This is a genomic window from Christiangramia gaetbulicola, assembly GCF_003054225.1.
GTDB lineage: Bacteria > Bacteroidota > Bacteroidia > Flavobacteriales > Flavobacteriaceae > Christiangramia > Christiangramia gaetbulicola.
Map to the genome: position 1 here is coordinate 664,185 of NZ_QBKQ01000002.1, position 12,270 is coordinate 676,454.

Here is a 12,270-nt window from a genome sequence, read left to right on the forward strand (position 1 = left end):
GGCACCGTTAGTAAGAAAATAATTAACTTGACCAACAACAAAATACTAAGCCGACAACTCCGCGTCCCTTACTCCGCCAACTGGCGATAACCGAGACCGTTATGTGGCATTAAAATAATCCGAACAATGAAAAAAATTTTACAGATTTTAATGCTCATCGTTGTTACTGCTGGAGTAGCACAAAATAACAACATCAATAAATGGAACGATCTAGCAAATCAAGATCCAAGTTTACAACCTGAGTATGGGAACATAAAGAAAACAAAAGAACAAATAGAATCCGATCAGGAATTTGTCAATAAATTACTTGAAGAATATAAAGGTGATAGAAAAAAGGCAGGTCAAAAAATGATAGAACTTGGCTTCCAATATCTTTATCAGAAAAGAGATCTAATTACTGCAATGCGGAGATTTAATCAAGCCTTCCTAATTAACCCTAAAGATGCAGATTTATATTATGGTTTTGGTGCTGTATATTTCAATCTTGGTGGAATGAAGCAAGCAAGAAAACAGTACGATAAAGGATTAGAAATCGAACCAAATCATTTCGAAATTCTTACTGACTATGGCACAACTTATTTAGGAGAATATTATAACGAAATCAATTCAGATCCTTCAACAGCAAGTAAGAATTTAGATTTAGCATTAGAGAAATTAAGGGAATCTTATTTAGTAGATCAAAACTATTCAAGCACATCATACAAACTATCAATAGTTTATTTGCTTAAAAACGATTGCAAAAATTCCAGAAAGTTTTTAGATATCACGAAAAAGATTGACTCTAATGTAATAACCCAAGATTATTTGAATGAATTTAATCTAAAATGTAGGAACGATAAAATAGATTGTTCTACTATAAAAACTGGGAAATTCAGGATTGATGATGAAGAAATTGGTATAACACTTATTACAAGAACGGATAATTTTCAAATAGAAGAAAACGAAAATCTCAATTACAAATTAAAGTTATCCATTACTTGGTTAGATGAATGTACTTATGAATTAAAACCTGTAGAGGATTTAATAAACCCGAATGCTGAATTACCAACAATGATTGTAACTTGTCATGTAACTGAAATAAATGGAAATAGTTATCAGCAAGTATCTTCTTCAAATGAAAGTTCAATTAAAATATCTAAAGAAGTAGAAATTTTGAACTAAACGCCACATAACAACGGTTCATCGCCAATAAGCGGCACCGTTAGAAAGAAAATAATTAACTTGACCAACAAACCAATACTAAGCCGACAAATCCGCGTCCCCTACTCCGCCAACTGGCGATAACCGAGACCGTTGCCAACAATTTTTAAAATATGATTGAATTACAAATTGAAAGAGAACCGATAGAGCAAGTAATAGACTTGTATTCCAGAATTAAAGAAGATCTAGGGCAAAAAATAAATTTGATTATAGAGGAAAATCCAGAAATAGATGGAAATTCTGATGTAAGATTAGTATCAATGAAACTTACTATGGAAGTCGTACAGACTAATATTTTAGTTTTTTATTGTATACGAGACAGCTTTAAAAATTTAGAAATTTGGGAATATCAAGAATTTGAAAATGAGGCTAAAAAACAGGAATTCCTAAATGATAGATTATATTTTATTTCAGGCGATTTAAGAGAAAATGTTTTTTCGAATACATTTTTAAGATTTGAAAATTTCATTAAAATAATAGCTAATTCATTAAATATTCCAGGAGAAAGAATAAACAAACTTTCTAAAGATTTAATCGAACATTTGGATATTGCAGACGATTACAAAAATTTAATCGATTTGTTTACCTACTTAAGAAATACTGTACATACAGCAGGTTTTCACAATAGAGATAATGTAACGGTTAACTACAAAGGTGTTGACTACGAATTTGTAAAAGATTCACCAACAATTTTTTACAACAATGACTTTTTAGAATTGTTAGTGAAAGAAGTAACCGATTTAATGAAACTAATTATTGACTCAGAAGAAATTAAAGAAAAAGATACAATTGAACATAATTATTCAAATTTAGTTTTTAACGATAATTAAAATTTCAAAAATGCCAATTAAGAAAACCTTCGTTGATGATAATGGAAATGAAATGATTTTTCATCTCAATACCGATGACAAACTGTACCTAGAAGTTAAAAATGAAAATTTTCCTGATCACCCAAATTATATAGTCCTAGAAAGAGATGATGTTGAAGAATTGATTTTACTACTCACAGATGAATTAAATAAAACTGTTGATTAAATTCGTGCGTAAAAACAGTTGGCAACAACGGTTCATCGCCAATAGCCGGCACCGTTAGAAAGAAAATAATTAACTTGACCAACAAACCAATACGAAGCCGACAACTCCGCGTCCCTTACTCCGCCAACTGGCGATAACCGAGACCGTTACCTGCAATAGCTCTAACAGGCTCTGATTGAACAAACAGTTAAAATTTATTGATCCTTTTAAACATTTTACTGCTTAACGGGTCTATTAAAATTGACCTGACGAAGTATTATACTGTCATTTTGAATTTCGTCTATATCAATTATGAAAATCAAAACATCTTCATCCCAACTATCATCTTCTTCAAAAGTTTTAGCAATCTTAATGTAAGGCGTTGTTCTAAAAAAATTAATGTCTAAAGTATTCCTATTTTTTAAAAATGATTTATGTTTTTGTAAGATTAAAGGCGGTTTGCCTCCAAAATGGTTATAAGCCTTTTGGCTTTGATTAAAATGTGAAAAACGAAATTTATCATCTCCATAGGAGTCTTTTTCCATTTGTCTTACCTTATAATCAATTGATTTTTCTAATTTTTGATCTGGAGATCCAGCTTGAACAAGTTCTGTAAAATCAACCTTTTCCATTTCATCATATCTCTGGTCAAATCTTATGTAAACTGTATCTTTTACTTGAGAAAAAGATAAAACTGGAACTAAATAGATAAGAATCAGAAGAACTTTTTTCATAATGGACTATATTCGTTTTATTAAATTTTTGAAAAGATACTAATCAAGTAAAGCTTAAAAAAATACAATCATAATTAGATAGTCGCTACGGCAGGTAACAACGGTTCATCGCCAATAAGCGGCACCGTTAGAAAGAAAAGAATTAACTTGACCAACGAACCAATACTAAGCCGACAAATCCGCGTCCCTTACTCCGCCAACTGGCGATAACCGAGACCGTTAGCACGCATATTTAGAGAGATAATGCCAAGAATAAAATTACTGACTCACATAAAGGCTGACAAAGAATTAGTATTCAATTTATCAAGAAGCATTGATCTCCATAAAATTTCAGTTGCACAAACTAACGAAGAAGCAATTGCTGGAGTAACAAGCGGATTAATTGGTCCTAATGAAAGTGTAACCTGGAAAGGAAAACATTTTGGAGTTACTCAAAAATTGACAACTAAAATTACTGAATACAACTACTCCAACAATTTCACCGATGAAATGGTAAGTGGTGCTTTTGAAAGTTTCAAACATCAGCACATATTTACTAAAGAAGAAAATGGAACTTTAATGACAGATATTTTTGACTACAGATCACCATTAATGTTTTTAGGTAAAATTGCAGATTATCTCTTTTTGAAAAGATATATGACAAAATTATTAGAGGAAAGAAATCAAATAATAAAAGAGTTCGCAGAATCTGATAGATGGAAAGAAGTGAATCTTGATTAAAAATATCTTTTATAGAAATTATTATCTTCCGCCAAAATTCAAACTACTACCTACAAATTTTACAATGATTGTCACTAACAATAAACCTTATCTATCCAAAAGAATTATAGCAACGATTATCGATTATGGAATTTATTACCTGTTCTTTTTCATTTATATCGGTTTCTTCGGAGAAGATAATGGTGAAGGCGGAAAACATGTAACAGGATTTTTAGGCCTCATTCCAATCATAGTTTGGTTTATATATTTTGTTCTAATGGAAGCTACTTTTTATGCAACACTAGGACATCAATTATTTGAATTAGAAGTTAGAGATATAGATGGGAGTAAGATCGAATTTACCCAGGCCTTAAGGAGAAGATTATTAGATTTTATAGACTTAGGTTTTTTAGGAATTCCAGCAATAATAGCAATTAAAAATACTGAACATCATCAAAAGCTTGGAGATTTATGGGCTAAAACCAAAATTGTAAAAATTCAAGATAAAAAAGCTGACGTAGAAGTAAGTTAGTGCTTAAATACGCGAGCTAACAACGGTTCATCGCCAATAAGCGGCACCGTTAGTAAGAAAATAATTAACTTGACCAACAAACCAATACTAAGCCGACAAATCCGCGTCCCTTACTCCGCCAACTGGCGATAACCGAGACCGTTGCCACCAATTTTAATGAGAGTAAAAAACCCCATATTTACATTTACAATTTTAGTCTTTCTTTTTGCTATACTCCTTTATGTTGTTTTAGGATTTTGGGGCATTGGCGCCATATTATGGATATTTGGAGTTTATATAATATTAATTGTTTCAAGTTTAATATTAAAAAAGCTAAAAGTTAAAAATAGAAACTTGATAGAGTGGACTTTAATCTTTCTCTTTATTTTATCTCACTTTTTATATTATTTAAATTGGGATGTTTCAAGTGAAATTTATTTTAATGATAATGAAAATCCTTTTGTAAGTAAAAATCAAAGTTTCATAATAGTTTTTGGTATTGAAAATCAACCAAAATTAGAAAACAACTATTTTTCAAACAACGAAATTCAAATTCCTGAAAATGGGATTTTATTGACTTCATCCAATAAAGAAGAATTTAAACAACGATATAAATTTCCAATCGTAGGAACTGGAAATAAATTTAAGACAAGCCATTTCGAACAATATGCTTGCTACGGTAAACAAAATCACAAATTTAATTACGTTGTTGGAACGATTAGTAATCAAAGAGATATTGATTATGAGTACAGAGACTCGATTGGTGATATATTATGTAAAAAGCTAAACAAGGAAGAAATTCATAGCAACTTAAAATCAGGTTATAAGGAAGGGAATTACTTAGATCAAAAGGATGTTTTTATAAATTATGCTAATCTTACTAAATTACCGGAAGGAGTTTTAGAACTAAAGAATCTAGAATATCTAAACGTTCATTCCAATAAGCTTAATAAAATACCGGAAGATATTATGAACTTCCCAAAACTTAAAAAGCTCTCCATTGGATATAATAATATTAATAAAATTCCCGATTGGATCGGCTCTTTAAAAAATCTAAAAAGTCTTTCTGTTAATGGAAACAATTTAAAAAAATTACCTGACACACTATTAACCTTGAGAAAGCTTGAATATTTATTAATTAGAGAAAATGATTTTGACGAAATGAAAATTGATGAAATTATTAAACCCTTTAAAAATAAAGGTATTCAAGTTCAATTCGAATAAAAACTGGTGGCAACAACGGTTCATCGCCAATAAGCGGCACCGTTAGTAAGAAAATAATTAACTTGACCAACAACAAAACACTAAGCCGACAAATCCGCGTCCCCTACTCCGCCAACTGGCGATAACCGAGACCGTTGGCAGTAATGCTTGGAGAGAAACAACAAAGTACAAATGAGAACAATATTATCAATCATAATTCTACTATTTTCAAATTTCCTTTTCTCGCAAAACCAATCACAGGAAAATACAGATAATTACATCTATAAAATTATTTCAGATTTAGAGAAAGAAAATAAAGTGACTGACAAACCGGTTATTGTAATAAATGAAATAGTTTATAAAGAAAGAAGCTGGGATACTCTAAGCTTTTCAAAATTTGACATAGAGTCAATCAGCATCATCCACAAAGATCAAAAAGATTTAGTTGAAGTTTATGGTGAACAAAGTATAAATGGTGTAATTCTGATAGAAGCAAAACCTTTCGAACAAAAAATCAAAGAAGAATATGAAGGTGATTCAAATGTACTTTTCATAATAGATGAAAAAGAAATAAGTAATTCAAAAGCAAAAAAGATAAATCCTGATTCAATTGCCCATATTCAAGTAATTAAAAACAAAGATTCGATTATAAAATACACTTCAAAAGAAGTTCAAGGCATAATTAAAATCACTTTAAAGAATAATCCGTAAAAAGCACTACAGCCAACAACGGTTCATCGCCAATAAGCGGCACCGTTAGAAAGAAAATAATTAACTTGACCAAGAAACTAATACTAAGCCGACAAATCCGCGTCCCCTACTCCGCCAACTGGCGATAACCGAGACCGTTAGGTCGCATTTAATATGAAGAAAAGTCTCAAAAGAATTGATAGAGGATTATCTCATTATCGTGATCTAAAAAAGGATTTAGAGAGTGAAGATGAAAGAATAAGCAAATCTCTTCCTCTCTTTATTAGGATAATGTATTATGACACCAATCCCTGGATCAAACAAATAAACCGATTTGACTTATTAAGATTAGCTAGTCTTGATGAGGATTTTGGGCAAATTGATTCCAAAATCAACAATCAAGTTTCATACTGCTCAAGAATAAATCCAAGAACAAAAACATACTTAGAAATACCTTTAAATGAATTCTTTGAAAGCGAAATTTTAAAAATTCAAGATAAATTATATACAGTTAAAGATTTTGTTTTTGCACTAGCTTATAATGGAGGAATTCATATGATTCCAGACAAAAAATTTGAAGAAAGCTACAATTTGATCTATGAAGAGTTTTTTGAGAAATTTCCCATAATTTCATTTGAAATCACAGAACAAATTTCAAAGATCCTAGTTCAAATTTTTGATGAATTATATTCTATTCTTGTTGGAGACAATAATGCCTACGCTTTTAATTCAAAATTTGCTCCTAAAATCGCGGAAAAGGGGAAAATATTGGAAGGAAGTTTATTTGAGCATTCCTATATGCAATTCCCTGTAAGAGAGAAAAAATCAAAAGGAATAAGATTTTGTGTGGAATTTAAAATTCGTGGCAATAATTCTAAGAACATAATATTTGAATACGGACACCGAGAAATTGAAGATTTAAGGATCAAACTTTTTAACAGTAAAACATATGTAATAGTAGAAGTTAAAACTAAAAATGATCAAGAAACTTTAAGGTATGATTTAAAAGAAAAAATCTCTGAATTTATTAATCTTGAAATTTCCCTTTATCCTAGCGGACATTTAATATTAGCAATAAACAATTTGACTGTAGCTAATGGGAAGGTTAATGATAAAATTTCAATCATTGATGGAAAGGTTATAATGGGAAGTAACCTATCAGGGAGTAATTTTGGAGAATTTTTCGAAAGAACTATTACTGTCCAATCAATTGATAATAATAATGAATTCCGTGTTCTAAATGCGTATGCAATGAAAAAATTAAGCTTACAACCACAGAATATTCCATACAATCAAATTAAAAGAGAATTCATTAATTAAACGCGACCTAACAACGGTTCCTCGCCAATAAGCGGCACCGTTAGTAAGAAAATAATTAACTTGACCAACAAACCAATACTAAGCCGACAAATCCGCGTCCCTTACTCCGCCAACTGGCGATAACCGAGACCGTTACAAGCGATAACCTCAACACGAAACACTCCCTTAAGGGTCGTGTTTCTGTTTCGCTACGCATTGAGAAACTCATTACATTCCGTTTCACCACAATGCTAATCACTTGTAACGTATCGCGGTTAACAATAAAAATAGCCCTTGCGATTTTGCAAATCGACTTTAATATGAAAAAAAAATTACACTTCGATCCTCCTAAACCAACTAAATTACATGAATACATCACTATAGAATATGGTAAAATAAGAAATGTACATTATTTACAAATGATTCAAGATTTACCACCTGGAATTCACGACGCTTTAAAGAAATCTAATTCAAAAATCACAATACCTGTCAATGATGAATATACAGTTCTTAAAAATTTCCATTTACCTCCAAAACTTGAAAAAGTTGATCCGTATATTAAAAAACAAAAAAACGCTAAATATACTCATGAATTAATACTACCTAATTGGGAATCAGTCGATAAATATTTCAAAAATTTTTCAACTACCAAAATCTATCCACCATCAGATTATATCCTAAAAACTATGGTTCGAGACAGAAAAGTATTTATAAAATTAACTCCTTTAGAAAAATTAAAAATTGATTATTATTTATTCGATTTTAGTACCCTGACAGCAGACCAAAAAATTAGTATAATTGGTATTACAATCGGAACAATAATTACTATAGTTTTAAGTGTCATAGGTTGGACATATTTTACTAATTAATAAAAACTAAAAAATTAATAATCGTATTTAGTAGTCCTAATCGTAAGAACTGTGATTCATATTTAGTGCTTTCGGTGACCGCATATAACTTCGGTTATAATCAATTGCCGTGCAATTGAGGGCTATTTTTATTGTCAGTTACCTTACGCGTTCCCGCGACTTACAAGCTAAGGCTTGACATCGCTCCACGCACGGCAACTGAACATAACCGCGATACGTTATAGGCAAGCGCTAAACAAACCTCATATTAGTTAAAGATTTTTCAAAAATAGCTGCCATTTAAAATTTTAGATAAAAATAAAAGCTATATTTGCAGTATAAATGCAAAAAAGAAGTTTATTATGCTGATTGAATTTTCAGTCCGAAACTTTAAAACCTTCAAAGAGAAGGCTACTTTAAGTTTAGTCGCTTCCAATTACGACAAAGATACTAGAGAGCAAGAGAACATCTCTATAGATAAAAAATTTAATCTTCGCTTATTAAAAAGCGCTGTGATTTATGGTGCTAATGCAAGTGGAAAAAGTAAATTTTTAGAAGCCTTAATGTTTATGAGGAGTTTTGCTAATTCTTCTTCTAAAGATAGTCAAAAAGGTGATAAAATCAATGTCGTTCCATTCAGATTGAATTCGGAGACAGAAAAAGAACCTAGTGAATTTGAGGTTATTTTTTCTAAAGAGAATGAGATGTACAGGTATGGTTTTGAAGTAGACTCAAACGAAGTGATTTCGGAATGGTTATACCATAAACCTAAAACAAAAGAAATTGAACTTTTTTATAGAGATTATCAAGATTTTGAGATTCATCCTAAAAAATTTAAAAAAGGAAACCTCGCTGTAAAGGAAGGATTGATTAGAAATAATTCTTTATTATTATCACTTGCTGCTCAATTAAATGATGAAATTGCTATCAAGGTAATCGAGTGGTTTAAGAGTCTTAAAACTATCTCAGGCTTACGAGAAGAGGGTTATGAAGGCTATACAATGCATAAAACTAAAAATGCAGAGCATAGAAGGAAAATTTTGGACCTTTTAAAGGCTGCTGATTTGGGAATTCAAGATATTAAGCTTCAAATGCTTGAGCCAGAGAAATTACCAAATGATATGCCTAAAGAATTAAAAGAAAAGATCCTTAAAGAAATTCAGGAAGATGATGCAGAGTTCTTTTCAGACATTCTCACGTTTCATAAAAAATATGATGATTTAAATAATGTTGTTGAAACGGAGACTTTTTCTATGGATAAAGATGAGTCATCAGGAACAAAAAAGTTTTTTGCACTCACAGGACCGATTCTGGATGTATTGGAAAATGGTTACACTCTAGTAGTGGATGAATTAGACTCAAAATTACATCCTAATCTAGTTTGTAAAATTGTTTCCTTATTCAACTCAACTGATTTAAATCCAAGAAATGCTCAGTTAATTTTTAATACTCAGGATACAAACTTATTAAATTCAGGACTTTTTAGAAGAGATCAAATTTGGTTCACTGAAAAAAATAAATTTGGAGAAGGTAAATTGTTCTCATTAGCTGATTTTAAATCTGAAGATGTAAGAAAAAATGAAGCTTTTGAAGATAATTATATCCGTGGTAAATATGGAGCTGTTCCTTATCTTAATTTGTTCGAAAATTTAATTCATAAAGATCTTTTTGTAGCCAATGAAAATGAAAAATAAAAAAGCTCTACAGAAAGAGGCGAGAGAAAAGCATAGGAAATTTTTAAGGAGAAACAGAAAAGATGAACCCGAGTTAGAGAGAAATAAACCTTCAAAATATGAAAAGCCTACAATTCTAATTGTATGCGAGGGCAAGAATACCGAACCATCCTATTTTAGACAATTTAAACTAACGACTGCCGAAGTTAAACCAATTGGAGAAGGATTTAATACAGTTACGTTAGTAAATAGAGCAATAGAGTTATCACAAAAAGGATATGACCAAGTATGGTGCGTTTTTGATAAGGATGACTTTCCAGATACAGATTTTAATAATGCTATTCAAATTGCAAAAACTCAAAATTTTGGAGTAGCATATTCTAATCAAGCCTTCGAATATTGGATTTTACTACATTTTGATGACCATCAGGGTGGTGGGATGCACAGGAATCAATACGATGAGAAAATAAATAATCATTTAAAAAATTTTGGATTAAGTTATGATGGCCAAAATTCAAAAGTTATTACAGAAGAAATTTTTGATCTACTAGAATCAATTGATGAAAAGTTCGAAAAGGACAGAAAAACTTTAGCAATAGAAAGAGCCAAGAGAATTTATAATAGATTAAGTAATATCAGTCCAGCAAAAGAAGAGTCTTCTACTACTGTTTTTAAATTAGTAGAAGAATTAAATAAATATATATAGTCTACAACAAACCCAATCCGCGCCAGCCTATAACAACGGTTCATCGCCAATAAGCGGCACCGTTAGAAAGAAAATAATTAACTTGACCAACAAACCAATACTAAGCCGACAAATCCGCGTCCCGCACTCCGCCAACTGGCGATAACCGAGACCGTTGCCACGCATTTTGAAGAAAGTAAACTACATATCATTAATAATCGGACTATTAGTTCAAACAGTTTTCTCCCAGGTAAACAATAATCTAGGATTTTCAGAAGCACCTGATTCAGAAAAAATCTATAAAACTGAAATAGATAATTATCAAAAAGTTCTCCTAGTTCAGACTGACAATAATAAATATTCTGGATTTGTGATAAATAAGGTTTGGAAACAAAAAAGGCATAAAAAGACAAATGATTCTTTGATCCAGAAGATTAAAATTCCAAATAAAGAAGTAAAGGAATTAATGACAAAATTGAACAAAAACGGATTTGAATCATTGATTGACTGCTATGAAATTGAAAATTGTATTTCTGGATTGGATGGAACAACTATTACGTTTTCTTTTCAGAATTCGGATAAAAGTAATAACGCATCATATTGGGAATTAAATTCAGACTATTATTACAAACAGAACAAGGTTGAATTACCAGGTGAAGTTTTAAAAGCAAGAAAAATCTATAAAATCATTAATGATAAATATGATTTAGAAAATACCTTTTCAACATTTTTAGATAGACTTCCTAAAGGAGAATATTCTTATGGAATGCTAATTATGACAAAAAAGTAACAAAACGCGAGGCAACAACGGTTCATCGCCAATAGACGGCAGCGTTAGAAAGAAAATAATTAACTTGACCAACAAACCAATACTAAGCCGACAAATCCGCGTCCCGTACTCCGCCTACTGGCGATAACCGAGACCGTTGTGATGCTATTGTTTACAAAGATTCTAATCCCATTTTATGATAAATAGGTTTATAGAAAGAACAAATACCAATAAATTTTACAATGACTGTAATTTTTATCTTGAATCTAAAAAGTTAATAACCTCCGAAAAGAGATTAGAGGTAGTTTATTCAATTAACCAAAACAGTTATGATATTCCTATCGAATATGAAGAATGGAAAATAACTTGTGATGGATATGTAAAAAGCGAAAACCTAGATAATAGATTTTTCATGCCATATGTAAAAATGGCAATTTTGGATAAACATCCATCACTTTGGAACTTTACAGAAAAGAAATTTAAATGTTATATAACTGGTATTCCTACTGATCTTAGAGAATTTTATGGGAATCTATTGATAGAACTGGAAAATGCCTCAGGCAATTGGATTAAGTTAACTGATCTTTTTTGGAATTTTGAGGATTATTTCAAAAATGAAAAGAAGAAATACAAAGAAATTCCAGAGCCTTTATTAGATGTAATAAAAAAAGCTTGTGAAGATTACGATCTAAGTTTTGAAATTAAAGAAGAAATTTCGATGCAAGAAGGAGCAAATTATAAGAAAGATCTGGGATTGCTAATTTTTGGAAATGAGATCGTAAGTCCTCATTCTTTTTATTTAAAACAACCATACATAATTGCTGATTCATTTGAGGCGATTCGTGTGAAGTAACAAAACAACAGCACACAACAACGGTTCATCGCCAATAAGCGGCACCGTTAGTAAGAAAATAATTAACTTGACCAACAAACTAATACTAAGCC

At 30.9% G+C, this 12,270-nt stretch carries 14 protein-coding genes; 13 read left to right on the plus strand and 1 reads right to left on the minus strand.

Translation table 11 applies throughout. The features are described from left to right. Positions 1-126 precede the first annotated feature (126 nt). The 3 genes from C8P64_RS09705 to C8P64_RS09715 all read left to right on the plus strand — a co-directional run bounded on the left by C8P64_RS09705 (position 127) and on the right by C8P64_RS09715 (position 2,235). Positions 127-1,161 carry a tetratricopeptide repeat protein gene (locus tag C8P64_RS09705; RefSeq protein ID WP_108171869.1) on the plus strand — a complete coding sequence of 345 codons (1,035 nt, stop codon included), beginning with the start codon at positions 127-129 and terminating at the stop codon, positions 1,159-1,161. Between the two features lie 152 nt (positions 1,162-1,313). Further along, on the plus strand, positions 1,314-2,030 hold the full coding sequence (locus tag C8P64_RS09710; protein ID WP_108171870.1) for a hypothetical protein: 717 nt from the start codon (positions 1,314-1,316) through the stop codon (positions 2,028-2,030). Positions 2,031-2,040: 10 nt separating this feature from the next. Then, positions 2,041-2,235 (plus strand): hypothetical protein, encoded by a 195-nt coding sequence (locus C8P64_RS09715; protein WP_108171871.1) that lies wholly within the window; start codon positions 2,041-2,043, stop codon positions 2,233-2,235. A gap of 215 nt (positions 2,236-2,450) precedes the next feature. Here the strand turns inward: C8P64_RS09715 and C8P64_RS09720 are convergent, their stop codons facing one another. Continuing rightward, the gene (locus C8P64_RS09720; protein WP_108171872.1) at positions 2,451-2,948 is read right to left on the minus strand and encodes a hypothetical protein; all 498 of its coding nucleotides are present in this window, start codon (positions 2,946-2,948) and stop codon (positions 2,451-2,453) included. Between the two features lie 243 nt (positions 2,949-3,191). On the opposite strand from C8P64_RS09720, the gene C8P64_RS09725 reads away from it, so the two are divergent. The 10 genes from C8P64_RS09725 (at position 3,192) to C8P64_RS09770 (ending at position 12,178) form a co-directional block, all read left to right on the plus strand. Then, on the plus strand, positions 3,192-3,668 hold the full coding sequence (locus C8P64_RS09725) for an SRPBCC family protein (RefSeq protein ID WP_108171873.1): 477 nt from the start codon (positions 3,192-3,194) through the stop codon (positions 3,666-3,668). Further along, the gene (locus C8P64_RS09730; protein WP_146167208.1) at positions 3,661-4,179 is read left to right on the plus strand and encodes an RDD family protein; all 519 of its coding nucleotides are present in this window, start codon (positions 3,661-3,663) and stop codon (positions 4,177-4,179) included. The genes C8P64_RS09725 and C8P64_RS09730 overlap by 8 nt, the downstream gene beginning before the upstream one ends. A 156-nt stretch (positions 4,180-4,335) precedes the next feature. Further along, entirely contained in the window at positions 4,336-5,382 is a 1,047-nt protein-coding gene (locus C8P64_RS09735) for a leucine-rich repeat domain-containing protein (protein ID WP_108171875.1), read from the plus strand. Between the two features lie 171 nt (positions 5,383-5,553). After that, a complete protein-coding gene (locus tag C8P64_RS09740) occupies positions 5,554-6,072 on the plus strand; it encodes a hypothetical protein (protein WP_108171876.1) in 519 nt (172 codons plus the stop codon). Between the two features lie 153 nt (positions 6,073-6,225). Beyond that, positions 6,226-7,371 (plus strand): hypothetical protein, encoded by a 1,146-nt coding sequence (locus tag C8P64_RS09745; RefSeq protein ID WP_108171877.1) that lies wholly within the window; start codon positions 6,226-6,228, stop codon positions 7,369-7,371. Between the two features lie 299 nt (positions 7,372-7,670). Next, positions 7,671-8,219: a hypothetical protein gene (locus C8P64_RS09750; RefSeq protein WP_146167209.1), complete on the plus strand. Its 549-nt coding sequence runs from the start codon at positions 7,671-7,673 to the stop codon at positions 8,217-8,219. A 341-nt stretch (positions 8,220-8,560) separates the two neighbouring features. Then, positions 8,561-9,892 (plus strand): AAA family ATPase, encoded by a 1,332-nt coding sequence (locus C8P64_RS09755; RefSeq protein ID WP_108171879.1) that lies wholly within the window; start codon positions 8,561-8,563, stop codon positions 9,890-9,892. Further along, complete coding sequence (locus tag C8P64_RS09760; protein ID WP_211307609.1) at positions 9,882-10,577, plus strand: RloB family protein; 696 nt, start codon at positions 9,882-9,884, stop codon at positions 10,575-10,577. Before C8P64_RS09755 ends, C8P64_RS09760 begins: the two co-directional genes overlap by 11 nt. Before the next feature lie 166 nt (positions 10,578-10,743). Beyond that, a complete protein-coding gene (locus C8P64_RS09765) occupies positions 10,744-11,346 on the plus strand; it encodes a hypothetical protein (RefSeq protein WP_108171881.1) in 603 nt (200 codons plus the stop codon). Between the two features lie 175 nt (positions 11,347-11,521). Continuing rightward, complete coding sequence (locus tag C8P64_RS09770; RefSeq protein WP_108171882.1) at positions 11,522-12,178, plus strand: hypothetical protein; 657 nt, start codon at positions 11,522-11,524, stop codon at positions 12,176-12,178. Positions 12,179-12,270 lie beyond the last annotated feature (92 nt).

Bases quoted from the DNA above. Each gene is read 5' to 3' on its own strand.
- C8P64_RS09705 (WP_108171869.1), top strand. From the start codon at position 127: ATGAAAAAAATTTTACAGATTTTAATGCTCATCGTTGTTACTGCTGGA.
- C8P64_RS09710 (WP_108171870.1), top strand. From the start codon at position 1,314: ATGATTGAATTACAAATTGAAAGAGAACCGATAGAGCAAGTAATAGAC.
- C8P64_RS09715 (WP_108171871.1), top strand. From the start codon at position 2,041: ATGCCAATTAAGAAAACCTTCGTTGATGATAATGGAAATGAAATGATT.
- C8P64_RS09720 (WP_108171872.1), bottom strand. From the start codon at position 2,948: ATGAAAAAAGTTCTTCTGATTCTTATCTATTTAGTTCCAGTTTTATCT.
- C8P64_RS09725 (WP_108171873.1), top strand. From the start codon at position 3,192: ATGCCAAGAATAAAATTACTGACTCACATAAAGGCTGACAAAGAATTA.
- C8P64_RS09735 (WP_108171875.1), top strand. From the start codon at position 4,336: ATGAGAGTAAAAAACCCCATATTTACATTTACAATTTTAGTCTTTCTT.
- C8P64_RS09740 (WP_108171876.1), top strand. From the start codon at position 5,554: ATGAGAACAATATTATCAATCATAATTCTACTATTTTCAAATTTCCTT.
- C8P64_RS09745 (WP_108171877.1), top strand. From the start codon at position 6,226: ATGAAGAAAAGTCTCAAAAGAATTGATAGAGGATTATCTCATTATCGT.
- C8P64_RS09750 (WP_146167209.1), top strand. From the start codon at position 7,671: ATGAAAAAAAAATTACACTTCGATCCTCCTAAACCAACTAAATTACAT.
- C8P64_RS09755 (WP_108171879.1), top strand. From the start codon at position 8,561: ATGCTGATTGAATTTTCAGTCCGAAACTTTAAAACCTTCAAAGAGAAG.
- C8P64_RS09760 (WP_211307609.1), top strand. From the start codon at position 9,882: ATGAAAAATAAAAAAGCTCTACAGAAAGAGGCGAGAGAAAAGCATAGG.
- C8P64_RS09770 (WP_108171882.1), top strand. From the start codon at position 11,522: ATGATAAATAGGTTTATAGAAAGAACAAATACCAATAAATTTTACAAT.